Source organism: Micromonospora sp. NPDC023888 (assembly GCF_040639415.1).
GTDB lineage: Bacteria > Actinomycetota > Actinomycetes > Mycobacteriales > Micromonosporaceae > Micromonospora.
Window position 1 is genome coordinate 269,589 of record NZ_JBEZZW010000002.1, and the last position, 23,996, is coordinate 293,584.

Annotated in this window: 25 protein-coding genes; 16 read left to right on the plus strand and 9 right to left on the minus strand. The window is 71.8% G+C overall.

Annotated features, from left to right (window positions below; translation table 11 throughout):
• Positions 1-2: 2 nt before the first annotated feature.
• The gene (locus tag AB0F61_RS02760) at positions 3-800 is read right to left on the minus strand and encodes an ABC transporter permease (protein ID WP_357802633.1); all 798 of its coding nucleotides are present in this window, start codon (positions 798-800) and stop codon (positions 3-5) included.
• On the minus strand, positions 797-1,693 hold the full coding sequence (locus tag AB0F61_RS02765) for an ATP-binding cassette domain-containing protein (protein WP_357802635.1): 897 nt from the start codon (positions 1,691-1,693) through the stop codon (positions 797-799). Before AB0F61_RS02765 ends, AB0F61_RS02760 begins: the two co-directional genes overlap by 4 nt.
• A gap of 132 nt (positions 1,694-1,825) precedes the next feature.
• Here AB0F61_RS02765 and AB0F61_RS02770 point away from each other — a divergent pair, with 132 nt between their 5' ends.
• The 3 genes from AB0F61_RS02770 to AB0F61_RS02780 all read left to right on the plus strand — a co-directional run bounded on the left by AB0F61_RS02770 (position 1,826) and on the right by AB0F61_RS02780 (position 4,484).
• On the plus strand, positions 1,826-3,079 hold the full coding sequence (locus AB0F61_RS02770; RefSeq protein WP_357802636.1) for a histidine kinase: 1,254 nt from the start codon (positions 1,826-1,828) through the stop codon (positions 3,077-3,079).
• Positions 3,058-3,843 carry a response regulator transcription factor gene (locus AB0F61_RS02775; protein ID WP_357802745.1) on the plus strand — a complete coding sequence of 262 codons (786 nt, stop codon included), beginning with the start codon at positions 3,058-3,060 and terminating at the stop codon, positions 3,841-3,843. The genes AB0F61_RS02770 and AB0F61_RS02775 overlap by 22 nt, the downstream gene beginning before the upstream one ends.
• A 290-nt stretch (positions 3,844-4,133) precedes the next feature.
• Positions 4,134-4,484: a hypothetical protein gene (locus AB0F61_RS02780; protein ID WP_357802638.1), complete on the plus strand. Its 351-nt coding sequence runs from the start codon at positions 4,134-4,136 to the stop codon at positions 4,482-4,484.
• A 92-nt stretch (positions 4,485-4,576) separates the two neighbouring features.
• On the opposite strand, the gene AB0F61_RS02785 is transcribed toward AB0F61_RS02780, so the two are convergent.
• Positions 4,577-5,356, minus strand: coding sequence for a D-Ala-D-Ala carboxypeptidase family metallohydrolase (locus AB0F61_RS02785; protein ID WP_357802639.1), 780 nt, complete (start codon positions 5,354-5,356; stop codon positions 4,577-4,579).
• A gap of 314 nt (positions 5,357-5,670) precedes the next feature.
• Here AB0F61_RS02785 and AB0F61_RS02790 point away from each other — a divergent pair, with 314 nt between their 5' ends.
• Positions 5,671-6,309 (plus strand): hypothetical protein, encoded by a 639-nt coding sequence (locus AB0F61_RS02790; RefSeq protein ID WP_357802641.1) that lies wholly within the window; start codon positions 5,671-5,673, stop codon positions 6,307-6,309.
• 42 nt (positions 6,310-6,351) lie between these two features.
• Positions 6,352-6,816 carry a PPOX class F420-dependent oxidoreductase gene (locus tag AB0F61_RS02795; RefSeq protein WP_357802642.1) on the plus strand — a complete coding sequence of 155 codons (465 nt, stop codon included), beginning with the start codon at positions 6,352-6,354 and terminating at the stop codon, positions 6,814-6,816.
• A 22-nt stretch (positions 6,817-6,838) separates the two neighbouring features.
• Here the strand turns inward: AB0F61_RS02795 and AB0F61_RS02800 are convergent, their stop codons facing one another.
• Positions 6,839-8,071 carry a serine hydrolase domain-containing protein gene (locus AB0F61_RS02800; protein WP_357802644.1) on the minus strand — a complete coding sequence of 411 codons (1,233 nt, stop codon included), beginning with the start codon at positions 8,069-8,071 and terminating at the stop codon, positions 6,839-6,841.
• A 99-nt stretch (positions 8,072-8,170) separates the two neighbouring features.
• Here AB0F61_RS02800 and AB0F61_RS02805 point away from each other — a divergent pair, with 99 nt between their 5' ends.
• From AB0F61_RS02805 to AB0F61_RS02815, 3 genes are all read left to right on the plus strand, one after another.
• Positions 8,171-8,764, plus strand: a complete 594-nt coding sequence (locus AB0F61_RS02805; protein ID WP_357802646.1) for a pentapeptide repeat-containing protein — start codon at positions 8,171-8,173, stop codon at positions 8,762-8,764.
• 126 nt (positions 8,765-8,890) lie between these two features.
• Complete coding sequence (locus AB0F61_RS02810; protein ID WP_357802648.1) at positions 8,891-9,871, plus strand: hypothetical protein; 981 nt, start codon at positions 8,891-8,893, stop codon at positions 9,869-9,871.
• A gap of 102 nt (positions 9,872-9,973) precedes the next feature.
• Positions 9,974-10,303 (plus strand): hypothetical protein, encoded by a 330-nt coding sequence (locus tag AB0F61_RS02815; protein WP_357802650.1) that lies wholly within the window; start codon positions 9,974-9,976, stop codon positions 10,301-10,303.
• A gap of 49 nt (positions 10,304-10,352) precedes the next feature.
• Here AB0F61_RS02815 and dacB read toward each other — a convergent pair whose 3' ends face one another.
• Positions 10,353-11,939, minus strand: coding sequence for a D-alanyl-D-alanine carboxypeptidase/D-alanyl-D-alanine-endopeptidase (gene dacB, locus AB0F61_RS02820; protein ID WP_357802652.1), 1,587 nt, complete (start codon positions 11,937-11,939; stop codon positions 10,353-10,355).
• A gap of 66 nt (positions 11,940-12,005) precedes the next feature.
• Positions 12,006-12,722: an aquaporin gene (locus AB0F61_RS02825; protein WP_357802653.1), complete on the minus strand. Its 717-nt coding sequence runs from the start codon at positions 12,720-12,722 to the stop codon at positions 12,006-12,008.
• A 108-nt stretch (positions 12,723-12,830) separates the two neighbouring features.
• Between AB0F61_RS02825 and AB0F61_RS02830 the strand changes: the two genes are divergently transcribed.
• The 4 genes from AB0F61_RS02830 (at position 12,831) to AB0F61_RS02845 (ending at position 16,888) form a co-directional block, all read left to right on the plus strand.
• On the plus strand, positions 12,831-13,904 hold the full coding sequence (locus tag AB0F61_RS02830) for an NAD(P)-binding domain-containing protein (protein ID WP_357802655.1): 1,074 nt from the start codon (positions 12,831-12,833) through the stop codon (positions 13,902-13,904).
• A 193-nt stretch (positions 13,905-14,097) separates the two neighbouring features.
• Complete coding sequence (locus tag AB0F61_RS02835) at positions 14,098-14,379, plus strand: adhesin (protein WP_279517142.1); 282 nt, start codon at positions 14,098-14,100, stop codon at positions 14,377-14,379.
• Between the two features lie 268 nt (positions 14,380-14,647).
• The gene (locus AB0F61_RS02840; protein WP_357802658.1) at positions 14,648-15,040 is read left to right on the plus strand and encodes a cupin domain-containing protein; all 393 of its coding nucleotides are present in this window, start codon (positions 14,648-14,650) and stop codon (positions 15,038-15,040) included.
• Positions 15,041-15,088: 48 nt separating this feature from the next.
• The gene (locus tag AB0F61_RS02845; protein ID WP_357802659.1) at positions 15,089-16,888 is read left to right on the plus strand and encodes a glycoside hydrolase family 15 protein; all 1,800 of its coding nucleotides are present in this window, start codon (positions 15,089-15,091) and stop codon (positions 16,886-16,888) included.
• A 1-nt stretch (position 16,889) separates the two neighbouring features.
• Here AB0F61_RS02845 and AB0F61_RS02850 read toward each other — a convergent pair whose 3' ends face one another.
• Together AB0F61_RS02850 and AB0F61_RS02855 are read right to left on the minus strand one after the other, a co-directional pair.
• Positions 16,890-18,080 (minus strand): threonine synthase, encoded by a 1,191-nt coding sequence (locus tag AB0F61_RS02850; RefSeq protein ID WP_357802661.1) that lies wholly within the window; start codon positions 18,078-18,080, stop codon positions 16,890-16,892.
• A 15-nt stretch (positions 18,081-18,095) separates the two neighbouring features.
• The gene (locus tag AB0F61_RS02855) at positions 18,096-19,145 is read right to left on the minus strand and encodes a DNA polymerase ligase N-terminal domain-containing protein (RefSeq protein ID WP_357802662.1); all 1,050 of its coding nucleotides are present in this window, start codon (positions 19,143-19,145) and stop codon (positions 18,096-18,098) included.
• Positions 19,146-19,239: 94 nt separating this feature from the next.
• Between AB0F61_RS02855 and AB0F61_RS02860 the strand changes: the two genes are divergently transcribed.
• The 3 genes from AB0F61_RS02860 (at position 19,240) to AB0F61_RS02870 (ending at position 21,269) form a co-directional block, all read left to right on the plus strand.
• Positions 19,240-20,028, plus strand: a complete 789-nt coding sequence (locus AB0F61_RS02860; RefSeq protein WP_357802664.1) for an aldo/keto reductase — start codon at positions 19,240-19,242, stop codon at positions 20,026-20,028.
• A gap of 126 nt (positions 20,029-20,154) precedes the next feature.
• Complete coding sequence (locus AB0F61_RS02865) at positions 20,155-20,307, plus strand: hypothetical protein (protein ID WP_357802665.1); 153 nt, start codon at positions 20,155-20,157, stop codon at positions 20,305-20,307.
• Positions 20,307-21,269 (plus strand): N-acetylmuramoyl-L-alanine amidase, encoded by a 963-nt coding sequence (locus AB0F61_RS02870; RefSeq protein WP_357802667.1) that lies wholly within the window; start codon positions 20,307-20,309, stop codon positions 21,267-21,269. The genes AB0F61_RS02865 and AB0F61_RS02870 overlap by 1 nt, the downstream gene beginning before the upstream one ends.
• Before the next feature lie 146 nt (positions 21,270-21,415).
• Here AB0F61_RS02870 and AB0F61_RS02875 read toward each other — a convergent pair whose 3' ends face one another.
• The gene (locus AB0F61_RS02875; protein WP_357802669.1) at positions 21,416-22,540 is read right to left on the minus strand and encodes a cellulose binding domain-containing protein; all 1,125 of its coding nucleotides are present in this window, start codon (positions 22,538-22,540) and stop codon (positions 21,416-21,418) included.
• A gap of 300 nt (positions 22,541-22,840) precedes the next feature.
• Between AB0F61_RS02875 and AB0F61_RS02880 the strand changes: the two genes are divergently transcribed.
• A complete protein-coding gene (locus AB0F61_RS02880; protein WP_357802671.1) occupies positions 22,841-23,947 on the plus strand; it encodes an FAD-dependent monooxygenase in 1,107 nt (368 codons plus the stop codon).
• Positions 23,948-23,996 lie beyond the last annotated feature (49 nt).

Sequence of the window (23,996 nt, forward strand, 5' to 3'; positions counted from 1 at the left end):
GGTCAGGACACCTCGCGGCGCAGCGTCCGGAACAGACCGGCCGCCAGCGGCAGGACCATCCACGCCAGTAGCGACACCACTATCCGCCCCCACTGCTCGCCGGTGAGGGCGTCGCTGCTGAACAGCGGTTCCATGGTCTTGCTGGTGTCCAGCCAGCCGGACGGGCCGCGCAGGGGCTTGACCATCTCGCCGAGCACCCCCCAGAGGGTGGGCAGCAGCAGGTAGCCGACGATGGCCAGCGGCGGATTGAGCAGCAGCAGACCGAAGGCCGCGCCCATCAGCACGCTCGTCACCTGGAGGATCGCCGCGTTGAGCAGCAGCGACCCGTCGAGCTGCCAGGTGCCCGCGCCGCCGGTGGCGGAGGCCACCAGCGTCCCGACGGCGGCGACGGCGAGGCTGGTCAGCACCGAGGCGAGCGCGGTGAGGGACACGGCGATCAGCTTCGCGGCCACCACCCGCTCGCGGCGGGGCACCAGGGCGTACGTGGTGAGGGCGGTCCGCTGCGACCACTCGCTGGTGATCGACAGGATGCCCAGCACCGGCAGCAGCACCGACACCGGCAGCAGCGAGGGGACGAAGAAGTTGAGGAAGGTCTGGTCGGCCTCCTTCGCGTAGATCAGTTGCAGGGTGACGATCGCCGCGGTGGCCAGGCCGATGGTGATCAGCAGCCAGCGACCGGCCCGGGTGTCGACGAGCTTGCGCAGCTCCACACCGGTGAGGCGGAACAGCGACGGTCGGCGTACCGGTGTGTGCTGGCGGGGCGCGACGGCGCCCGTGGCGGGTGCGGTGGTGGTGGTCATCGGACGGCCTCCCTGGTGGATTCGCCGGCGGTCAGGGTGAGGAAGAGTTGTTCGAGGCCACCGCCACTGGCGGGGCGCAGCTCGGCCAGCGCCACGCCGGCATCGGCGGCGGCCTGGCCGACCGCCTCGGCGTCGGCCTGCACGAGCAGCCCTTCCGAGCTGTCGGCGGCGGTCAGGTCGGCCGCGTCGAGCGCCCGGCGCAGCGCCGCGCCGTCGCGGGCGCGGACCACTGTGCCACCACCGGCCAGCAGCTCGTTCTTGTCGCCCTGGGCCACGATCCGGCCACCCCCGATCACCACCAGCCGGTCCGCGACCGCCTCCACCTCGCGCAGCAGGTGGGAGGAGAGCAGCACCGTGCCGCCCCGGTCGGCGAAGTCGCGCAGCAGGCCGCGCATCCAGAAGATCCCCTCCGGGTCCAGGCCGTTTGCCGGCTCGTCGAGGATCAGCACCCGGGGGTCGCCGAGCAGCGCCTGCGCCAGCCCGAGTCGCTGGCGCATGCCCAACGAGTACGCGCGTACCCGACGCTTCGCGGCCACCGCGTTCAACCCGACCAGGTCGAGCTTCGCGGCGACCTCACGCCGGTGCAGACCCATGGTGTACGCGGACAGCGTCAACGTCTCGCGGCCGGTGCGCCCGGCGTGCTGGGCGGAGGCGTCCAGCAGCACCCCGACCTCCCGCCCCGGGTTGGGCAGCTCCCGGTACGGGTGCCCGGAGATGGTGGCGCGGCCGGCGGTCGGTGCGGTGAGGCCGCAGATCATGCGCATGGTGGTGGACTTGCCGGCGCCGTTGGGGCCGAGGAAGCCGGTGACGGTGCCCGGTTCGCACTGGAACGAGACGTCGTCCACGGCCGGGTGTGGCCCGTACCGCTTGGTGAGGTTCTCTACCGTGATCATGCGGTTGAGCGTGCTCGCGCCGCCCGGCCATCCGCTGCGGCCGCAGGTCGATGTCGTAGCGACCTTGGTCGACCGGCGGGTCTCGACTTTGGTAGCTGGTCGTGGTGCCCTTCGGCTGCCTAGCATGGGCGCGTGACCAGCCTCGCCGTACCGGAACATCCCTGGCTGCTGCCAGGGGAGCTGGTCGTGCCGGGCGAACGCGACCGGGCACACCCGCGCCGCACCACCCGCGATTGGGTCGTGGACAGCCTCGCGTTCCTGCTCGGCCTGCTCTGGGTTTTGTTCGCCACAGCCGACGCCCTGTCGCCCGACCCGTCGATGACCACCGCGCTCCCGCACGACTGGATGGTCGGCGCGGACGCGCTGCTCGGGCTGGTCTGCTGCGGGCTGCTCTGGGTGCGCCGCCGATGGCCGCTCGGGCTGGTGGTGGCGACCACACCGCTGACCCTGTTCTCGATGGCCGCCGCCATCCCGCTGCTGATCTTCTACTTCACGGTGGTGGTGCATCGACGGACCGCCGTCGCGATCGCGGTCACCGGTGCCGGCCTGATCACCAACATGGGCTTCAGTTGGCTGCGTCCGGACCCGAGCATGGCCTACTGGGAAACCGCGGCGTGGGGTGTGGTGATCAGCCTCGTCGTGCTGGCCTGGGGGATGTTCGTCCGGGCCCGCCGCCAGTTGATCGTGTCGCTGCGCGACCGGGCCGAGCGCGCCGAGTCCGAGCAGCAGTTGCGGGTCGCCCAGGCCCGCCACCTCGAACGCACCCGGATCGCCCGGGAGATGCACGACGTGCTGGCGCACCGGATCTCGCTGCTCAGCCTGCACGCGGGCGCGCTGGAGTTCCGCCCGGACGCGCCGGCCGACGAGGTGGCCCGCGCCGCCGGGGTGATCCGGGGCAGCGCGCACGCCGCCCTACAGGATCTGCGGGAGGTGATCGGGGTGCTGCGGGCCGAGGACAGCACCGACGGTGACGCCCCTGAGCCGCCGCAGCCCACTCTCGCCGACCTGCCGGCCCTGATCGCCGAGTCCCGGTCGGCCGGGATGCGGGTCGACGTCAGCGACACCGTGGACCGGTCGGGGGAGGTGCCGGCGGCGCTGGGCCGGGCCGCGTACCGGATCGTGCAGGAGGGGCTGACCAACGCCCGTAAGCACGCGGCCGGCGCGGCGGTCCGCGTGGACGTGGCCGGCGGGCCGGGCGCTGGTTTGACAGTGGCGATCGGCAACCGGTGGCCGGTCGGTACGCCGGCCGGTGGCACGCTGCCGGGCGCCGGCACCGGGCTGGTGGGCATCAGCGAGCGCGTCACGCTGGCTGGCGGTCGGCTCGCCTACGGTCGGGACGACGCGGGCGACTTCCGGTTGGCCGCCTGGCTGCCGTGGCCGGCGTGACAGTGCCCTCCGGTGTGCCGGGGCCTGTGGGTGTGCCCGGGCCTTCGGGTGGTGTGCCGGGGTCTGCCGGTGTCGCCGGCCCCGGGTCGGCGGTGCCGTCGGTGCGCGTGTTGATCGTGGACGACGATGCCCTGGTCCGGGCCGGCCTCTCCATGATCCTCGGTGGCCTGCCGGACCTGACGGTGGTCGGCGAGGCGGCCGACGGCAGCGAGGTCCCGGCGGCGGTCGCCGCGTACGCCCCGGACGTGGTGCTGATGGACATCCGGATGCCGCGGGTGGACGGGCTGACCGCCACCGAGGCGCTGCGCGCCCGGCCGCACCCGCCGGAGGTGTTGGTGTTGACCACCTTCGACGCCGACGAGCAGGTGCTGCGGGCACTGCGCGCCGGGGCTGCCGGTTTCCTGCTCAAGGACACCCCGCCGGCGGACATCGTGCACGCCGTGCGCCGGGTGGCAGCCGGTGAGGCGACGCTCTCCCCGACGGTGACCCGCACCCTGATCGCCCACGTGACCGCTGCCACTCCCGGCCCGGTCGGCCCCGACCCGCGCCGGGAGCGGGCGCTGCGGGCGCTCGGCGGGCTCAGTGAACGGGAGCGGCAGGTGGCGGTCGCGCTGGGGCGGGGGCAGACAAACGCGGAGATCGCGGGAGAGCTGTTCATGAGCGTGGCGACGGTGAAGGCGTACGTCTCCCGGCTGCTGACCCGGCTCGACCTGAACAACCGGGTCCAGGTGGCCCTGCTCGTGCACGACGCCGGCCTGGTCTGAGCCGGCGGCCGGTCGCGCCGGGGTCAACCGAGGGTGCGCGTCCGGCCTGATCGACTCGGTTTCACTGATGTCGGGGTCTCCCGTCGCGGGGATACCCCGACATCAATGAATCCGAGTCGATCTGCTTGGCGCGTACCGGAATTGAACTTTCGTCAGGTGCCGGCCGTACCCATGGCCGAGGATGTCGGTGCGGTGAGTCCGCCGTACCGCTGCCGAGCTGCGGGAGGCCTGCCGTGCGAGTTGGTGAGCAGTCGACGGATCCCATCGATCAGGTACTGGGGGAGGTGCCAATGCCGGCACCGCTGACCCCGGAGGACGTTCGGCTCGCGGTCCGGGCGGTGGTCGTGCACACCGCCGAGGAGTGGCCCACCGGGCCGCTGTGCCGCAACGACGGCGCCTCCTACCCCTGCCGCCTGCACCGCTGGGGGCGACGGGTGTTGGAGACACACGGGCTCAACGAGCGGCAGATCGAGGCGGTGATCCGGCACGGTAACCCGTTCGTGCACGTGCCCTTCCCCTTCACGGCGACCGGGCCGTCGCGGCAGCAGGCCGCGCGGGTCGTCCCGCCGGGGGCACGGGCCACCGCTGGCCGGCCGGTGACACCCCCCGTCACCGCGCCGCGCTGGCCCCGGGCGAGCTGAGCACCCCACCCGCCCGACCCGGGGCGACATGACGCCGGCCCGACGCGAAGATCCCCCTCCGCGTCGGGCCGACGTCTCACCGAACGGACGGCTCAGTTGCCGACCCCGCAGTCCGGCGCCGACCAGCTCGTCGTGTTCGAGCTGTCGTCGCTGTTGTTCTCCCGCCGCGAATCGACGTGCACGTGGTCGTCGTGGTCGGGATAACCCGGCCCGTAGATCCCACTGAAGCCGTTGTTGCGGGCACCGCGGGCGACCTGGCACAGCGAGGACGACCGTGGGGTGACGTCGGCCGCGTTGCCGTACAGGTGCTGGCTGTCGGACGCGCCGCCGACCTGGTCGTTGCAGGCGTGGCTGCGGAAGCCGCTGGACACGTCGAGCGGTTTGTCCCCGAGGCTCTTGCGCAGCGCCTCAAGCTTCCACATGGTGCGTAGCGCGTTCTGCCGGGTCTGGGCCGCCGAGAGCGGGCCACCGCTGTAACCGGACCCGCCGCACCCGTTGTCCAGTTCGTTGAAGCTGAAGTGCGTGGGCGTGCAGTCGTTGTCCTGTAGTTGGTACAGCCTGGTGTAGGTCTGCGGGCCGGCGACGCCGTCGGCACGCAGCCCGTACGCCTCTTGGAACCGCTTGACCGCGGCGGCGGTCTTCGGTCCGAAGCGGCCGTCGTTCTCCACGATGTCCCGGTAGCCGGCCCAGCCGGCGATCCGGATCTGCAACTGGCGGACGTCGTCGCCCGAGCGTCCCTGGTACAGGTTGCGGTTCCAGGTGTAACAGCCGTCCGCATGTGCCGCTGGCGCGGCGACCACCGTGGCGATTGCTGCCCCGGGCAGCGCCAGGGCGAATGCGACGGCGGCACGCTTCAAGGTGTTTACGCGCACAGAAGTCCTCCCGATAGGAGAGCGAATGGGGTGGCTCCAGGACATCGACCGAGAAGTCCCGTGATTTCCACCCTGACACTGACCGGGGCCGTTGGAGGTGATTAACGAGAATCGTCCTCACAAATCGTCGTCGCTGGGTATTGCCTGTGAATTAGGCTGATTTACGAAACCCCCATTAACCACCGATCGCCCCTGCCGCGACCAACCACGACCAAGCACACCGAACGTCGCAATCAACCGCACCGAGGGTGATGTTCCGTGGTCGTCGGCGGGCGGTAACGTCAGCCCCGCACGGCGGACTGGCGGAGGTGCACGTGGCACGCGGTGGCGTCTTCTGTGTCGAGGGTCAGTGGCATCGGGATCTCAACGAGCGGGGTTCCGTGTTGCCCACCCTCGAGTTGCTCGAACGACTCGGCAAGATCCGCTTCATCCACAAGGACGCGGCCACGCGCGACGAACTGTTCTACTTCCTGGACCGCTGGCTGCTCAAGCAGTACGCCGACCACCGGGTCGGCTTCTTCGCCATGCACGGCGAGCCGAGCCGGCTCTGCCTCACCGACTGGCAGTCCGTGGAGCTGAACGAGGTGGCCGACCTGATGGCCGGCCGTGCCGAGGGGCGGCGACTCTACTTCGGTAGCTGCTCGGTGCTGCGCGCCTCGGACGCGGTGTTGCGCGAGTTCCTGGAGGTCACCGGGGCGGCGCTGATCTGCGGTTTCAGCCGAGAGGTCGACTGGGTCGAATCGGCTGCCTTCGAAACCGTCCTGCTCGACGTGCTCGCCAACGGTCAGCGGCACAATGCCGCCGAGCTGCGGATGGGCTCCGCCCACTGGGCGCCGCTCGCCTCGTACCTCGGCTTTCGGGTGATCTACGCCAACGGCCGGGCCTGGCGCCCCTCCGGCCGCCCCCGGGTGCCCACCCAGGCGGCGCGCCGCTCCGCGGCCCCGCCCCGCTGACCCGCCGCCGCCACGTCGCCGCCAGCCTGGTAGGAACGGGGAATGGCGCGCAGCATCGCACAGAACACCCGGGTCGACCGGGACAGCCTGCTCGACTTCCTCCGGCCGCGACACCGCGTCGTGCTGATGACCACCCGGGCCGACGGCCGCCCGCAGTCGTCCCCGGTCTCCGCCGGGATCGACGGGCAGGGCCGGCTCGTCGTCTCCACCTACCCCGAGCGGGCCAAGGTGACGAACATCCGCCGCGATCCCCGGGTGTCGGCGTGCGTGCTCAGCGACGACTGGGACGGCCCCTGGGTGCAGATCGACGGCACCGCCGAGGTGCTCGACCTGCCCGAGGCGGTCGAGCCGCTCGTCGAGTACTTCCGCAGCATCGCGGGCGAGCACCCGGACTGGGACGACTACCGGGCGGCGATGGTGCGCCAGGGCAAGTCACTGATCCGGGTCACGATCGACGCCTGGGGCCCGATCGCCACCGGAGGCTTTCCCGCCCGCCTCGCCGACTGACCGCGGCCCGCCGCCGCCCTGCTCAGTCCACCACTGCGGCGTAGACGAGTTGGCGTAGTTGGGAGCGCAGCGGGTAGGTGCTCGACGGCATGAGCTGGGTGAACAGCAGCGCGGTGATCTCCTCGGCCGGGTCCACCCAGAAGGCGGTGCTGGCCACCCCACCCCAGTAGAACTCGCCGACGCTGCTCGGCACCCGGCTGGGAACCGGGTCCTCGACCACAGCGAACCCGAGACCGAAGCCGATCCCGTCCAGGGTCGTCTCGGCGAACCCGCCGGTGGACAGCGTGCCCAGGTCCTGGCCGCCCGGTAGGTGGTTGCGGGTCATGAACCGCACCGTGCGCGGCCCGAGCAGCCGCACCCCGTCCAGCTCCCCACCGCGCAGCAGCAGTTGGGTGAAACGGTGGTAGTCGGCCGCGCTGGAGATCAGGCCACCGCCGCCGGAGAACAGGGTCGGCTTGCGGTACGCGAGCGCGCCGAGGCTGTCGTACCGGACGGCCCGGCCGCTGCGCGGATCCGGCACGTAGAGCGCGGCCAGCCGCCCGGCCTCGTCGCCGTCCATCCACCAGCGGGTGTCGGTCATGCCCAGCGGGCCGAAGATCCGATCGGCGAAGAACGCGTCGAGGCCCTGCCCGGAGATCACCTCGACGAGCCGGCCGAGCACGTCGGTGGCGACGGAGTAGCCCCAGGCGGAGCCGGGCTGGAACAGCAGCGGCAGCTCGCCGAAGGCCGCGCAGGCGCCGGCGAGGTCGACGTCGTCCGGCGGGTACAGGTCGTAACCGGCGGCCCGGTAGAGCCCGTCGACCACCGAGGTCTGCAGGAAGCCGTAGGTCAGCCCGGCGGTGTGGGTGAGCAGGTGCCAGACCCGGATCGGCTCGGCCGCCGGCACGGTGAACGGCTTGAGCGTGGAGCCCTTGGAGTAGACCCGCAGGTCGGCGAACTCCGGCAGCCAGCGGCTGATCTCGTCGGTCAGCTCGAACCGGCCCTCCTCCCACAGCATCATCGCCGCGACCGAGGTGACCGGCTTGGTCATCGAGTAGATCCGCCAGAGCGTGTCGGCCTCGACCGGTGCGCCCGACTCCCGGTCGGCCAGCCCGTACGTCGAGGAGTGCGCCACCTCGCCACGACGGGTGACCACCACCTGCCAACCGGCCAGCCGACCGTCGTCGACGTACCGGCCGAAGTGCTCGTCGATCCGCGCCAACCGCCTCGGGTCGAAACCGATCTGATCCGGGTCCGTGCTTCGCGCCACGCTCACGTCGCCGAACCTACTAGCCGGTACGCCGAGATCGAAAGGGGGCCCGCCGTCGGCGGCACCCACCCGTCCGTTCGCGCTGGTGCCGATTAGCCTGGCCGGATGCCGGAGCTGACCGAGGACGTGACCTTCCGCAACGAGGACTGGTACGGCGAGGAGTTGGTCGACAGGCACTTCGTGGGTTGCGAGTTCTTCGACGTGGACCTGACGGAGGCGGTGAGCCGGGGCGCGGTCTTCACCGGCTGCACGTTCGGCAACGTGCAGTTCAACGCCTCCCGGCACGTCGACTCCGCCTTCACCCGTTGCGTCTTCCGGCGGTGCAACTTCTTCGAGGCCGAGTTCACCGGCTGCAAGCTGATCGGCAGCACCTTCGTCGAGTGCGACCTGCGTCCGATGGCGGTGGACGGCGGGGACTGGTCCTTCGTCGCGCTGCCCGGCGCCGACCTGCGGGGCGTCCGGCTGACCGGGGTGCGGATGCGCGAGGCGGACCTGACCAGGGCCAATCTCACCGGCGCCACAATCACCGGCGTCGATCTGTCCGGCGCGCAACTGCGCAACGTCCGGCTCGGCGGCGCGGACCTGCGCGGCAGCGACCTCACCGCGCTCGACCCGACGGTCGTCGAGCGGGACGGCGCGATCGTCGATGCCGAGCAGGCCATCGTCATCGCGCAGGTGCTCGGTTTCCGAATCGGCTGACGGCAGAGGCGCTGGCGGTCCAGCCGGTACGACGTTCGGGCGGGCCGGGTCGTCCGGCGGCGTCCCGTCGCGGGCTGGACACGTCCGGCGTTCCGGATCTAGCGTGTCGTCCACACCGGTGCAAACGTGAAACGACCCACAGTGGACGGCGCGGCTCGTGACGGTCGACGGCAGCCGGGGGCGGTGGAGGTGGAGGGGTCGGTGGCGGACGACGACCACACGAGGACGCAGACCCGCACCGGGCTGCGCCGGGTCGCCCGTGCCCGGCAGCGGCGGCGTTGGGCGGTGGAGGGGGTCGCCGTACTCGTCTGCCTGGTGCTGTTGGTCTCGTACCTCGTGAGCCGGTCCGACCCGGAGCCCGGCGACGACCAGGCGGGTCGGGCGGGAGAGGTACCGGCCGGCGTCGCGCGATCCGCCGCCCACCCGGCCACCGACGGGCGCACCGGCGAAGCGGGCCCGGCGATGCCGGGCCTGCGTCCGCGCCAACGCCCACCCTCGCCGGACCCGACCCCGGCGACAAGCGCGCCCGTGGCACCGCCAGCACCGCCCGCGCCACCCGGGTCCCCGGTGCTGTCGGTGACCCAGGGGGAGATGCCCGCCGAGGTCGACCTCACCGCCGTGGGCACCCGCGACTGGATGCACTGGGGGCCGCGCGGGGGCAACTCGACGGTCCGCAAGCGCGCCGGCTCCGCAGAGATCATCGATGCGGGTGGCGCCGGCACCCGGGTCGGCTGGGACGGCAACCAGGAGTACGTCCGGTGGTCCGACGGCGCGTCGCAGCGGTCCGCGAACGGCAGCTCCAACGGGGTCTACACCTGCGGTGCCGGCAACGGGTTCACCCTCGCCGTCACCGGCAGCGGTGAGCCGCGCACGGTCCAGGTCTACGGCGGCACCTGGATGGCTCGGGGTCGGCTGGAAGCGCGCCTGTCCACCGGCGGGCCCACCCGCACCGCTGTGCTGGAGGACCCGTACACCAGCCGGAGCGCCCAGTTCACCGTCCGGTTCGCCGCGCCGAAGAACGCCCGACTGCTGCTGACCTGGACCGTCGAGAAGGTCTTCACCCCGCACTGCGGCAACGTCGGCCTCCAGGCCGTCGCGGTGCGCTGACCGGTCGATCGCACGCCGGGACAGTTTGTCCGTCGCGCACGGTCGAGAAGGTCGTAACTTTCTGCTGTCCCCATCCGACTATCCAGTGTGGAGGCAGCGGAGATGAGCAGCAGCACCGCCCACCGCGTCCGTCGCACCGCTACGACCGGTGCCGATGAAGCGTCCGGGGAGGTGCTCCGAGACATTCCCCTGCCGCCGTACGTGACCGGCGAGGACACCCAGTTCGCGGTGCGGGCGGTGGTGGTGCACGCCCCCCAGCGGTGGTCGGGGGGAGTGGTCTGCCGCAACGACGCCAGCCCGCACCCGTGCCGCCTGCACCGCTGGGGCACCCAGGTGCTCGCCCTGCGTGGGCTGCGGGCCGCGGACATCGACGCGCTGATCGAGCGCGGCGACCCGACGGCGGTGGTCCCCCCACCGGACCGTCCGGCCTGAGCGCACGACCGGCCGGCCGGGAGGCGCGGGTACGCCTCCCGGCCGCCGCTCAGCAGGTGATCGGCTTGACCCAGGAGCACTCGACGCCCTCCGGGGTCCGGGGCGTCTCCGGCACCGCCGGCGGTGCCACCCGTGCCGTGGTGGCCGTTGCGTCCTCGCGGTACCCGGCCAACGCCACGGCGATCTGGTCCTCCAACGGCTTGACCGACGCCGTGAGGTAGTTGTTCAGCAGGATGGAGAACGCCAGCAGCCGGCCGTCGGCGCTCGTGACGTAGCCGGACAGCCCGGAGACGCCGGTCAGACTGCCGGTCTTGGCGTGCACGTTGCCCGCTGCCGGAGTGCCGGCCATCCGGCTGCGCAGGGTGCCGCCGACGAACCGTTCGGGTTGCCCCGCGATCGGCAGTGCCGAATACCAGGTGGCGAACCAAGGTTCGGCGCGGACGGCGCTCAGCAGGTCGACGAACTCCGTCGCGGGGATCAGATTGCGCCGGGACAGCCCGGATCCGTCGCGCTGGCGCAGCTTCCCGGTGTCCATACCGGTGTCGGCCACGTACTCGCTGATCGCGGTCAGTCCGGCCGTCCAGGTGCCCGACCCGGAGAGCACCCGCCCGATCTCCTTGGTCAACACCTCGGCGTGGCCGTTGTTGGAGAGCTTGAGGAACGGCGTCATCAACTCACCCAGGCTCATCGACTCGTGCTGCGCCACCGGGTCGGCCGTCTCCGGAGTGGGCTGGCCGAGCAGGGTCCGGCCGAGCACCCGGACGCCGTGCCGGTGCAGCGCCGCCCGGAACACGTCCGCCGCGTAGCCGGCGGGCTCCTCGACGGTCACCCAGTCGCTGACGGGCTCGTCCCCGACGGCGATCTGGCCGGTCACCACCACTGTGTTGTCGCCGTGTTCGCGCTCGATCGAGATCGAGGTCTCGCCGTCGGTGACCGTGCGGGCGCGGTTGTCGACGCGCACGTACGTGGTGGGCGGGGTGGTGCTGATCACCGGTGCGTCGCCGGCCCGGTCGGCCGGGGCGGCATGCACGATCACGGTGCCCGCGTCGTAGTCGGTGTCCGGCGCGACGGTGAGCGCGGAGACCTGCGCGGCGTAGTAGTAAGGCTCGTCGTCCCAGGTCCAGTCGGGGCCGAGTCGGGTGCGGTCGTAGCGGGTGTCGTCGGCCACCAGGTTGCCGGCGACCACGCGGACGCCGTCGGCGGCGACCTGCGCGGCGAGCGCGTCGTAGTCCGTGGCGAGCATCGTCGGATCGCCTCCGCCGCGAAGGTAGAGGTTGCCGGAGAGCAGGCCCGCGCGGCGCTTGCCGGTGGTGCGTACGTCGGTGGTGAAGCGGTGCCCTGGGCTGAGCAACTCAAGGGCAGCCGTCGAGGTCAGCAGCTTGGTGTTCGAGGCCGGGATCAGCCGGCGGTCACCGTTGCGGTCGTAGAGCGTCTGGCCGGTGCTGGTGTCGACCACGACCACCGACGCCTGCGCGCCGGCGAGCCGGGCGTCGGCGAGGATCGTGTCGATCGTGGCGTGCAGTCGGGTCGTCGCGGGGGTGGGCGACTCGGCGGTGGCGCCGGGCGCTCCGGCGAGGGCCGCGGTGGCGACCAGCGTGAGCAGCGCGAGGACGCGGGGAAAGTGACGGCGATGCATGCGCTGATGCTGTCACGAAGGTATTCGCCGGAGAAGAGCCGCGGGTGCAGGTTCTTGCCAACCGGCCTACGTCGGCCGGCCGACCGACTCTTCGTGACCACCCCAGTAGTGCCGCTGCGCACCCATCACTGACGGCGCGACAAGCGCGGCGAGCGCCCCGCCGAGCAGCGGGAAGACGATGAACACCCAGAGCTGCCGCAGGGCCACACCACCCTCGAAGACGGCCGGGCCGAACGCGCGGGCCGGGTTGACCGCGGCGCCGGTCAACGTCACGCCCACCAGTTGGGTCGCGGCGAGAGCCAACCCGATGGCCACACCGGCGGTGCCCGGATTCTCGCTACGACTGGTCACCACCAGGACGACAAGCACGAAGAGGAAGGTCAGCACGACCTCCAGCACGGCAGCGCCGCCCCGGTTGATGTGCGCGCCGTAACCGTTCGTGCCGAGCGCCCCGGTCTGGTCCGCGACGTCGCCCCAGCGGGTCAGCGCCCAGAGCACGAAGGCCGCCACTGTCGCGCCGACGAACTGCGCGATCCAGTACGCCACCGCACCGACCACCGAGATCTTTCCGGAGAGCAGCACACCCAGTGTCACAGCCGGATTGACGTGGCTCCCGGACAGCGGGCCGATCGTGTAGACCAGGGCGACCATCACGAAGCCGAAGGCCAGAGCGACCACCACCACGCCGCCCTGGACCCGTGCGGCGACCGCGCTGCCGACCCCGAAGAAGACAAGCAGCAGGGTGCCGAGGAACTCGGCCGCGTACCGGCGGAAGTCGCTCATTAACTCAGCGTAAGTGCGGGTCAGGCGGCTGATGCCGGAATGGTCGTCTGTGATCGACACGACGGCCGGTGCGGGCACAGCGGTGCTCACCGGGGCGTTGTGCCCGGGGTGGACACCCACTCCGCGGACGTCGTGGTGATCGGCGCCGGTCAGGCTGGCCTGAGCGCCGGCTACCACCTGCGTCGTACCGGCTTCGCCCCGGGCAGCGGCTTCGTCATCCTCGACGGCGACACCGCACCCGGTGGCGCCTGGCAGCACCGGTGGCCGACGCTCGTCTTCGACCGGGTGCACGGCTTCCACGACCTGCCCGGGCTGCCGCTCCCGCCGACCGACCCACAGCGTCCGGCCGCCGAGCAGGTGAGCGCCTACTTCGCCGCGTACGAGCGGGCATTCGACCTACCGGTACGGCGGCCGGTGCGGGTCCGCGCGGTGCGCTCCCGCCCGGACGGGCGGCTGGACGTCCACACCGATACCGACCGGTGGACCGCGCGGGCGCTGATCAACGCGACCGGCACCTGGACCCGGCCGTTCTGGCCGCACTACCCGGGCCGGTCGTCGTTCCGGGGCCGGCAGTTGCACACCGCCGACTACCGTGGCCCGGCCGAGTTCGCCGGCCTGCGGGTGGTGGTCGTCGGTGGTGGCACCTCCGCCGTGCAGCTCCTCGGCGAGGTCTCCACCGTCGCGGCTGCCACCACCTGGGTGACCCGCCGCCCACCGGAGTTCCGGGACGAGACGTTCGGCATGGAGTTGGGCCGTGCGGCGGTGGCCCGGGTGGACGAGGCGGTCCGGGCGGGCCGCCCACCGGGCAGCGTGGTCGGGGTGACCGGACTGCCGGTCACCCCGGAGATACGTCGGCTGCGCGAACGCGGCGTCCTGGACCGGCTACCCGTGTTCGACCGGATCACACCGGACGGGGTGGCCTGGTCGGACGGGCGGTTCGTGCCGGCGGACGTGATCCTCTGGTGCACCGGCTTCCGGGCGGCCATCGACCACCTCGCCCCGCTGGGCCTGCGCGCGCCCGGTGGCGGTATCACGATGGACGGCACCCGGGTGGTCGCCGACGACCGGATTCACCTGGTCGGGTACGGCCCCTCGGCCAGCACGATCGGCGCCAACCGGGCCGGCCGCGCCGCCGTCAACGAGATTCGCGCCTGGCTGGCCCCGGCCCCCGTTCTCGACTGACCTGGCTCTATTTGACGGATGGCCTGGCAGCGGGCACGGTGGGAGTGACGGGGCCGTCAGCCGCCCCGATTCCGTGCGACGGCGACGACCGTTCGCCCTCCTGTCGCCTCCCACGTGCGCTCGTACACGAGCCGACCGTCCGGTCTGCGCACCATTGCGACCGCCAGCCGAGAATCCACGAGGAGTTCCGCCAATGCTCACCATGACCGACAACGCCGTGCTCGTCATCCGTGACCTCGCCAACCAGCAGGACGTCGCCCAGGACGGCGGTGTCCGCATCGCCGCCGACGCCGAGGCTGGCTCGCTGACTGTGGAGTTGGTGCCCGAGCCGGTACAGGGCGATCGTGTGGTCGACAACCAGGGCGCCCGGATATTCCTGGACGAGGACGCGGCCGAGCTGCTCGGTGACGCCTCGGTGGACGCCACTGTCGACGACGAGGGTGTCATCCAGTTCGGCTTCACCGAGCGGCAGTAGACGCCCTCGGGTGAGGCGTTCTGGAGTGCTGGGCACAGGAGCGCGCGGCGCCGCTTCGACAGTGGTCGGAACGTCGCCGCGCTCTGGCCGTCTCCCACCATCGCAGCCGTTCGGCGGTACGCCGGCAGGGACCTGGCTCGACCGGCTGTTGGTGCCGGTCCGCGTACTCGATCCCCGGTCTGCGCGGATCCAAACCCGCCGACCGTGGGGAGTTCCGCCATTCGCGAGTCCCGGCGTGGCGCGCCGACGAACGGGGTATGAGCGGGTCATGGAGCATTTCACGATCGCGACCATTGCCGAGCAGAGTCCGGATTTCCGGCGGGTGCTGTGGACCGGTGAGCACAGCCAGTTGGTCATCATGACCATCCCCGAGGGCGGGGAGATCGGCGAAGAGGTGCACGAGGACGTCGACCAGATCCTGACCTTCGTCAGTGGCGTCGGTGAGGCCCGGGTTGCCGGCTCGAAGCGGAAGGTCGTCTCCGGCGACCTGGTGGTCGTGCCGGCCGGCACCAAGCACAACTTCGTCAACACCGGCCCCAATCCGTTGGTGCTGTACACGGTCTACGGCCCGGCGGAGCACGCCGACAAGGCGGTGCACCGGACCAAGGAGGAGGCCGACGCGGCCGAGGAGGCGGGCAAGGACGAGCCGCCGACCGGGTGAGAAGTCGGCTAGCGGTCTGATCCGGGCCGATGCGGGTACCCGCGGCGGGTGGAGCAGCAGCCGGCGATCTCCGACTACGGGTTCCTCTCGGACTCCCGTTCGGGTGCCCTGGTCGGCAAGGACGGCTCCATCGACTGGTGGTGCCCGCACCGGTTCGACGGGGCCTCCGTGTTCGGGCGGCTGCTCGACCCGACCGCCGGGCACTTCCGGCTCGCGCCGGTCGGCGCCGGTGGCCCGGGGTACCGGGTGGAGCGCGCGTACCGGCCGGGCACGCTTGTGCTGCGCACGGTGCACCACACACCGCACGGCAGCGTGTCGGTCACCGACGCGCTCGCCGCGGAGGTCGGCGCCCGCGCCCACGAGCTGGGGATGAACTCGCCCGCCGTGCTGATCCGGGTGGTCGAGGGGCTGTCCGGGCGAGTCCGGATGGGGCTGGACTTCGCGCCCCGACCGGAGTACGGACTGCTCACGCCGTACCTGCACGAGCAGCCGGACGGCGGGGTGCTGGCCGGCGCCGGCCCGGTGGTGCTGGTGCTGCGCGCGCCGGGCCTGCGCCTGCGGGCGGACCGCGACCGGGTGACGCACGAGTTCGAGGTGTCCGCCGGTGAGGTGGTCGGGGTGGACGTGGCGTTCGGCGCGGCCTACGGCGACCCACCGGCACGGCTGGACCCGGTGGCCGCGCTCGCCGAGACGACACAGGCCTGGGACGCCTACCGGGACGTGCACCAGTATTCCGGCCGGTACCCCGAACTTGTCCGGCACAGCGCGACGGTCCTGACCGGCCTCACGTACGCCCGCAGCGGCGCGGTAGCCGCGGCGCTCACCACGTCGCTGCCGGAGCGGATCGGCGGCGACCGTAACTACGACTACCGCTACTCCTGGCTGCGGGACTTCTCGTTCACCATGCGCGCGCTCTGGGTGGCGGCCTGCCCCGACGAGGCGTCCCGGCTGTTCGCCTGGGCGTCCCGCTCGATCGGCCGGATCGGCGACCAGCCGGTGCCTGTGCTCTTCGGGCTGGAGGGCGAGCGTGACCTCTCCGAGCACCACTGCCAGCACCTGCGCGGATACCGCGACAGCAGTCCGGTCCGGATCGGCAACGACGCGTGGCGGCAGCGGCAGTTGGACGTGCCGGGTGAGGTGATGTCGGCGGTGTGGCGGTTGCGCGACTATCTCGGCACGCCGTTCGAGGGCGAGTTGCGCGAGATGGTGCTCGGGTTGACCGAGCAGGTGGCGGCGACCTGGCACCTGCCGGACCGGGGCATGTGGGAGACCCGGGACGAGGAGCGCCACTACCTGTCGTCCAAGGTGATCTGCTGGCTGACGCTCGACCGGGCGGTGGGCCTCGCCGACCGGCTCGGGGAGAGGGCCGACCCGCAGCGCTGGGCCCGGGTGCGCGACGAGATCCGCGAGACCGTGCTGCGCGAGGCGTGGAACGACCGGATCGGCGCGTTCACCGGTTCCTTCGGCTCGGCGGAGCTGGACGCCTCGGCGCTGACCCTGCCCGTGGCGCACTTCCTGCCGGCGACCGATCCGCGGATGCGGTCGACGATAGCGATGGTGGAGCGGGAGTTGGGCACGGACGGCGGGCTCGTCCGACGGTGGTCGACCGACCCGGGCGGTTTCCTGCTGTGCTCGTTCTGGCTGGTGGAGTGCCTGGTCATGGTGGGTGAGTCGAAGCGGGCTGAGGCGCTGTTCGAGCGGGTGGTGGGGTACGCCAACGACGTGGGGTTGTTCAGCGAACAGATCGACCTGACGAATGGGGAGCAGCTCGGCAACACTCCGCAGGCGCTCTCCCACGTCGGGCTGATCAACGCGGCCTGGCGGTTGACCGCGCCGGACAGCTACTGAGTCAGACCACCACCGGTACGCCGGACACGTCGACCGTGTCCGGATACTTCAGACCAGCGCCGGTGTTGAGCACCACCACCCGCTCGCCGGCCCGGATCCACCCGCCGGCGCGTAGCTGCCGCGCCGCGGTCAGGCAGGCCGCCCCCTCCGGGCAGAGCAGCAACCCCTCCCGGCCGGCGAAGTCCCGGAGGTCGGCCAGGATGTCCGCGTCGTCGACGGCGACAGCGGTGCCGGATGACTCCCGCAGCGCCGCCAGGATCAGCTCGTCGCCAAGCGGGGCCGGCACGGTGATGCCGAACGCCACGGTGTGCGCGTCCGACCAGGGCTGCGCCCGGTCCTCGCCGGCGGCGAACGCCCGCACGATCGGTGCGCAGCCGGTCGACTGCACCGCCACCAGCCGGGGCAGCTTGTCGCCGACCCAGCCCAGCTCGCGCAGCTCGTGCAGTGCCTTGTGGATGCCGATCAGCCCGACCCCACCGCCGGTCGGGTAGATGATCACGTCGGGCGTCTGCCAACCGAGCTGCTCGACGATCTCGTACCCCATCGTCTTCTTGCCCTCCAGCCGGTAGGGCTCGCGCAGCGTACCGGCGTCGAAGATCGCCCCGTTCGACTCCGCGATCAGCTCGGCGACCCGCCGGCCGGCGTCGCTGATCAGCCCGTCGACCAGGCGCAGGTCCGCTCCCGCGGCGACGCACTCGCGCCGGCAGATGCTCGGGGCCTCCAGCGGCATGACGATCGTGGCACCGATCCCGGCCCGCGCGGCGTACGTCGCCCAGGCCGACCCGGCGTTGCCGTTCGTGGGCATCGCGATCCGCCGCACGCCCAGCTCCCGGGCCCGGCTCACCCCGACCGCCGCGCCGCGCGCCTTGAACGAGCCGGTCGGGATCAACCCCTCGTCCTTGACCATCAGGTCCGTGATGCCGATCTCGGCGCCGTACGCCGGGGCGCGCAGCAGCGGCGTCCAGCCCTCGCCGAGCGTCGTGACGTTCCGTGGGTCGTCGACCGGCAGCAGCTCCCGGTAGCGCCACAGGTCGGCAGGGCGCAGCGGGAAACGTTCCGGGGTGACCGCCTTCGCCACCGCCGGCAGGTCGTAGCGGGCCAGCAGCGGGGAGCCGCACGCGCAGAGGTTGCGCAGTTCGTCGGCGGAGTGCTCCCTGCCGCAGCGCGGGCAGTCCAGGTGGGTCAGGTACACATCGCTCCTCGCCGTTCAGACCGCGTCGATGCTCAACCAGCGCCGGCTGCGCCGCCCCGGCTCGTAGACCGAGTCAAGCCGCTTGGCGACCACGCCCGGCAGGCCCTGCTCGCGCCCGGTGCGCAGGGCCTCGTCGCCCGCGCCCGGGAACCATGGCGGAGTCTGCCAGTGCGCACCGGCCAAGGCCAGCCCATCGAGCAGCTCCCGGCGTTGCGCGTACGGCACGTCGACGCTGCTCACGCCCTCCAGCCAGAGCAGGTCGACGATCAGGAACTGGGCGCCGGCCGGCACCCGAGCGCCGCTGGTCGGGCGGACCGGGCGGACCCGGCCGGCGTCGTCGATGCGTACCAGCACACCGTCGAGCACCGCCTCGGTGGGTGCGAGCGCCTCGGCCATCGCCCGCAGCCACGGGTACCCGCCGGTGATCTCCTCGTCGGTCTCGGAGAGCAGCCGCAGCCGCCCACCGGAGACGTACGCCATCGCCCGGACCCCGTCCCAGCGCAGCTCGTACCCCCAGCCGGCCCGGTCGCGGGGGAGCCCGGCGGCGGCCGTGGCGTGCATCGGGCGGACCAGGTCGGGCATCGGCGTCCAGCCCGGCGGCGCGGGGTCGGTCCGGCGGACCATCCAGTCCCGTCCTCCGGTGGCGAAGAGGACGTAGCGGCCGGCCGTCCGGTCGCCGGAGAGGGTCACGATCACCTCGTCGTCGCGCCACTTCTCACACCGGTAGGTGCCCCGGTCGTGGATCAGCATCCGGCCGCCGCCGTATTCGCCCGCGGGAATCTCACCGGCGAAGTCGAGGTATTCCATCGGGTGGTCCTCGGTGTGCACGGCGAGGTGGTTGCGACCCGGGTCGCGGGGCAGGCCGCGCGGGACCGCCCAGGACGCCAGCACCCCCTGGTGTTCCAGGCGCAGGTCCCAGTGCAGGCTCCGGGCGTGGTGCTGCTGGATGACGAAGCGGCCGCCGTCGTTGTCGGCGCCGGCCGCCGGGTGGCTCCGCTCCGGCACCGGCTCCGGCGTACGGGCCGCGTCCCGTCGCCGCCGGTACTCCTCCAGCCGGTCGGTCACACCCGCATTCTGCGGCAAACCGGACCGGTGCGCTGGATGCCGGAGTGTCCGGTTCGCTCGGCGGGGGAGGGCTCGGCGGGGTAGAACGGACCTCATGGACCTCACCGACCAGCCCACCGCACTGCTTCCGGGGGATGTCCGGATGCCCCTGCTCGGCTTCGGCACCTGGCAGGCCACCGGCCAGGCCGGTTACGAGGCGGTGCTCGCCGCGCTCGACACCGGCTACCGGCATGTCGACACCGCCACGGTGTACGGCAACGAGCGCGAAGTCGGCCGGGCGGTGCAGGAGAGCGGGCTGCGCCGGGAGGATGTCTTCATCACCACCAAGCTCCCGCCGAACCGGGTGGGCCAGGAGCGCGCGACGTTGGAGGCCAGCCTGGCGGCGCTCGGCGTCGACCAGGTGGACCTGTGGTTGATCCACTGGCCGCCGTCGTCGCCGTCGGACAGCATCCCGCTCTGGCGTGAGCTGCTGGCGGCCCGGGACGAGAACCTGGTTCGAGCGGTGGGCGTCAGCAACTACAGCACCGCGCAGATCGACGAGCTGATCCAGTCGACCGAGGAGAACCCGGCGGTCAACCAGATCGAGTGGAGCCCGGCGCTGTACGACCGGCAGCGGCACGCCGAGCACCGGGACCGGGGTGTGGTGCTGGAGGGTTACAGCCCGTTCAAGACCAGCGACCTCAGTGACCCGGTGTTGACCAGGATCGCCGCCGCACACGGGGTTTCTCCGGCGCAGGTGGTGCTGCGGTGGCACATCGACCACGAGATCGTGGCGATCCCGAAGTCGGTGACCCCGGAGCGGATCAGCGCCAACTTCGACATCTTCCACTTCGCGCTGACGGCGGAGGAGATGCGCGACATCGACGCGCTCGGCGAGGTCTGATCCGGTGGTTTCCTTCACGGCTTGACGCGGGGATGAAGGCTATCGACATCGACGCTCGTGACGGTATAGCGTGCCCGTCATCACGTTCGTCGATCCGTTCGAACCCGCCGTCGCTGGAGGATCGCCATGGCCCGATCACCGTCCATCCGTCTGCGCCGTCGTGGGGTGCTCGGCATCCCCGCCCTGGTGGCCGCCGCGCTGACAGTCGTCGCCCGACCCACCGCGGCCAGCGCCGCGCCGAAGGCGGAGTGCCTCGCCGACCTGCTCCAGGACGCCTGATGGCGACGATTCCCTGGCTGGTGGACGTGCTGCGCGCCGCCGGGGTCCAGGTCGTCGTCGAGGGCGACTGGCTCAACCGGATGCGACCGGGGTCGTTCGACCCGATCGGGGTGCTGTGGCACCACACCGCCTCGACCTCCAGCGCCAGCAACCCGCATCCGGCGCTCGGCATCTGCATAAACGGCCGGTCCGACCTGCCCGGGCCGCTGTGCCAGGCGCTCGTCGACTACCACGGCGTCTTCCACGTCATCTCCGCCGGCCGCTGCAACCACGCCGGGGTGAGCGGCGGCAGTGGCCCGATCCCCGCCGGGGACGGCAACACCCTCATGATCGGGTGGGAGATCGACTACAACGGCGTCAGCCAGGAGATGACCGCCGCGCAGTACGACGCGTCACTCGCCGCTACCGCCGCCGTGCTCACCCGCCTCGGCCGGGACAGCAGCTACGCCCGCGGGCACCGGGAGACAAGCACCACCGGCAAGATCGACCCGTCCTTCATCGACCTGAACGTCATGCGCGCCGACGTCGCCGCGCGGATGGCCGGCGGCACGGCCTGGTCCTCCACCGTGGACAACACCACCGCCGGCCGGTTCACCGCCAGCGCCAACTGGGGCGTCTCGACGTTCTCCAGTCAGCGCTACGGCGCCGACTACCGGTACGCGGACCCGGTCGCCGCCAGCGATCCCGCCTGGTACCGGTTCAACGTGCCGACGGCCGGCACCTACCGCGTCGAGGCCTGGTGGCCGACGAACTCGGGCTACAACAGCGCCACCCCGTACATCGTCGCCACCACCACCGGCAACAAGACGGTGTACGTCGACCAGCGGGTGACCGGTGGGCAGTGGCGGGTCCTCGGCACGTTCACGCTGCCGGCCGGGGACGCCAACCGGGTGGCGGTGAGCCGGTGGAGCAACGCCACCGGCCTGGTCATCGCGGACGCCGTCCGCCTCACCCGGGTCTGACCTCGACGGCCCTGCCTCGGCTTGATCGACTCGGCTTCTTGAAAGTCGGGGTATTTCAGGTGCGGGGATGCCCCGACTTCAAGGACTCCGAGTGGATCAGGGCGTGCGCGGTGGCGGCGCACGCCCTGATCCTTCCCACCGTCAGTTCAGGAGCGCGAGCAGGTGGCGCCGTTGAGCGAGAAGCTGGTGGGCGACGAGTACGACCCGCTCAGCGTGCCCTGGTAGCCGAAGCTGGCCGTGCCACCCGGTGCGACGGACCCGTTGTGGCTGATGTTCCGGGCGGTCACCGTGGACCCGCTCTGGCTCACCGTGGCGTTCCAGGCGTTGGTGACCTGCTGCCCGCCGGGCAGGTTGTAGGTGAGCGTCCAACCGTTTATCGCGCTGGACCCGGTGTTGGTGATCTGCACGTCGGCCGTGAAGCCGTTGTTCCACGAGTTCGCGGTGTACTTCACCGCGCACCTGGCACCGCCCGGCGGGGGCGTCGGCGTCGACGGGTTGGTGGGCGGGGTGCCGCCGCCGTTGACCGCCGCCGAGAACGAGGTCACCGCGAGGCCGACGCCGCCCTGCCAGGGCTCGAAGCCAGCCTGGATGCTGGTCAGGTACCAGGAGTTGTTGATCGCGCCCCGGTTACGGACGTCGTTGATGAAGTCCAGCACGCTGAAGTTCAGGCTGGAGATCGCCGACGGCGCGACGTACGAGATGACGTTGTTGGAGCCGTTGCTGCCCTGCCACACCTGCCACGTCCGGCCGGCCAGGTTCGTCGAGCCGACCACCGAGCCGATGGGCTGGATCGAGCCCTGCCGGTTGAGCCAGATCATGATCTCCATCTGGTTCACCCCGTCCCGCTTGGGCGACGGGTCCAGCCAGATGTCGTACGACGCGTTGTACGTCGCCCCGCTGACGTAGCGGTAGGAGATGTTGCTGGTGGCGCTGCTGATCTGGCTCACCTGCATCGGCAGGTTCGTGCCGGGGGAGCAGTTGGTGTAGTGACAACCGAAGAACACCGAGGGGTACGCCGTCGGTGCGCCGTTGGTGGGGCTGCTGCCGTTGAGGGTGGTGATCTCGAAGCCGCTGCCGGTGACGTTGATGCACTGCTGGGCGGTGGTGCCCCAGCGGTTGTTCTGCACCACGTACCGGCCCTGGATCACGGTCGAGCCGTACTGTTCGCAGATCTGGGTGTCGGCGGAAGCGTTGCCGCCGAAGGCCACCGCTACCAGCGAGCCGGCGAGCAGCACGCCGGCGGCGGCCAGGGCCCGAAGTTGACGTTTCATGACGCTCCTTGACTCGGCGCATGCCGGGCGCCGCATGTGGTGGGGTGGTGCGGGAGCGCTCCCACGCTCAACGACACATTTACATGCTTGAAACTGCTGCGCAACCGTACGCGCCAAACTGATGAATCGGGCGGATTGCCGCCCACCTACCGGACGGCTGTCGGGGGCCGACCAGCCAAGCGGCACGGGCACGCCGACGAGCGGCTTTGGGCGGCCGATCGGGCCTGGCGTGCGCCGATCGCTCCGAGTAGCGTGTTGCCTCCAACGCGTTCCGCTCCCCCTCCGGAGGCGTACACCACAATGGGTGGTTCCCCCCTGCGCATCCTCGTCGTCGGCGCGGGCATCGCCGGCCTTGCCGTGGCCCGGGCGCTGCGCCTCGCGGGCTTCCGGCCCGACGTCACGGACAAGCTGCCACCGGGGGAGTCCACCGAAGCCGGCCTCTACCTGCCCGGCAACGCCGCCCGCGCGCTGCACCGGCTCGATCTGCACCACCCGGTCCGCCCGCTCGGGCAGGTGATCCACCGGCAGCGGTTCTTCGACGCCACCGGCGCGCGCCTCTGCGAGGTCGACCTCGACACCCTCTGGGCGGGCGTCGGCGAATGCCGGGCGCTGCCCCGGGCCGACCTGCACCGGGTGCTGCTCAGTGGTGCCGGCGGCGCCGTCCGGCACGGCGCCGAGGTTCGCACCCTGGAACTGCTGCCGGGTGCGGTCGGGGTCACCTTCACCGACGGCACCACCACCGAGTACGACCTGGTCATCGGCGCCGACGGGCCACGCTCCTCGGTGCGCGCGCTGGCCGCGCTCGGCGGGCCGCCCCGCCCGGTCGGGCAGGTGGTCTACCGGGCCGTGCTGCGGGACGGCCCACCCGTCACCGAGTGGACCGCCCTGCTCGGCCAACGCTCCGGGTTCCTGATGGTGCCGATGGGCGCCGGGAGGCTGCACCTCTACGCCGACGAGGCCGGCAGGGAGGCGCCCGCCGACCCGCTGGGCCGGCTGCGCGACCTCTTCGCCGACTACCGCGGCCCGGTCCCGGAGGTGCTGGCGGCGCTTGACGGGGTGCACGTCGGGATCACCGACGAGGTGGAGTTGGGCCGCTGGTACCGGGGACGGGTGCTTTTGGTCGGGGACGCCGCGCACGCCACCGCGCCCACGTTGTCCCAGGGTGCGGCGATGGCACTGGAAGACGCGGTGGTGCTTGCGGAGTCGTTGCGCGCCGCCGGCAGCGTGGAAGCGGCCCTGGTGGCGTACGAGAGCCGTCGCCGTCCGCGTACCCGATGGGTGCGGGACCGGACCCGGGACCGCAACCGCACCAGGGACGTGCCGCCGGCGCTGCGCGACCCGCTGCTGCGCGGGCGCGGCGGCCGGATCTTCGGGGAGCACTACCGGCTACTGCTCGGCCCGCTGTAGGCCCGTTGTAGATCGTGTCACGCCACCCCACGCGGCGCTGCGACCTGCC

What these genes read in the sequence shown, in the direction of transcription:
- AB0F61_RS02795 (WP_357802642.1), top strand. Translation starts at nt 6,352, where the DNA reads ATGGCGCGCAGCATCGCACAGAACACCCGGGTCGACCGGGACAGCCTG.
- AB0F61_RS02875 (WP_357802669.1), bottom strand. Translation starts at nt 22,540, where the DNA reads ATGAAACGTCAACTTCGGGCCCTGGCCGCCGCCGGCGTGCTGCTCGCC.
- AB0F61_RS02780 (WP_357802638.1), top strand. Translation starts at nt 4,134, where the DNA reads ATGCCGGCACCGCTGACCCCGGAGGACGTTCGGCTCGCGGTCCGGGCG.
- dacB (WP_357802652.1), bottom strand. Translation starts at nt 11,939, where the DNA reads ATGCATCGCCGTCACTTTCCCCGCGTCCTCGCGCTGCTCACGCTGGTC.
- AB0F61_RS02805 (WP_357802646.1), top strand. Translation starts at nt 8,171, where the DNA reads ATGCCGGAGCTGACCGAGGACGTGACCTTCCGCAACGAGGACTGGTAC.
- AB0F61_RS02840 (WP_357802658.1), top strand. Translation starts at nt 14,648, where the DNA reads ATGGAGCATTTCACGATCGCGACCATTGCCGAGCAGAGTCCGGATTTC.
- AB0F61_RS02860 (WP_357802664.1), top strand. Translation starts at nt 19,240, where the DNA reads ATGGACCTCACCGACCAGCCCACCGCACTGCTTCCGGGGGATGTCCGG.
- AB0F61_RS02825 (WP_357802653.1), bottom strand. Translation starts at nt 12,722, where the DNA reads ATGAGCGACTTCCGCCGGTACGCGGCCGAGTTCCTCGGCACCCTGCTG.
- AB0F61_RS02835 (WP_279517142.1), top strand. Translation starts at nt 14,098, where the DNA reads ATGCTCACCATGACCGACAACGCCGTGCTCGTCATCCGTGACCTCGCC.
- AB0F61_RS02880 (WP_357802671.1), top strand. Translation starts at nt 22,841, where the DNA reads ATGGGTGGTTCCCCCCTGCGCATCCTCGTCGTCGGCGCGGGCATCGCC.
- AB0F61_RS02870 (WP_357802667.1), top strand. Translation starts at nt 20,307, where the DNA reads ATGGCGACGATTCCCTGGCTGGTGGACGTGCTGCGCGCCGCCGGGGTC.
- AB0F61_RS02815 (WP_357802650.1), top strand. Translation starts at nt 9,974, where the DNA reads ATGAGCAGCAGCACCGCCCACCGCGTCCGTCGCACCGCTACGACCGGT.
- AB0F61_RS02865 (WP_357802665.1), top strand. Translation starts at nt 20,155, where the DNA reads ATGGCCCGATCACCGTCCATCCGTCTGCGCCGTCGTGGGGTGCTCGGC.
- AB0F61_RS02765 (WP_357802635.1), bottom strand. Translation starts at nt 1,693, where the DNA reads ATGATCACGGTAGAGAACCTCACCAAGCGGTACGGGCCACACCCGGCC.
- AB0F61_RS02760 (WP_357802633.1), bottom strand. Translation starts at nt 800, where the DNA reads ATGACCACCACCACCGCACCCGCCACGGGCGCCGTCGCGCCCCGCCAG.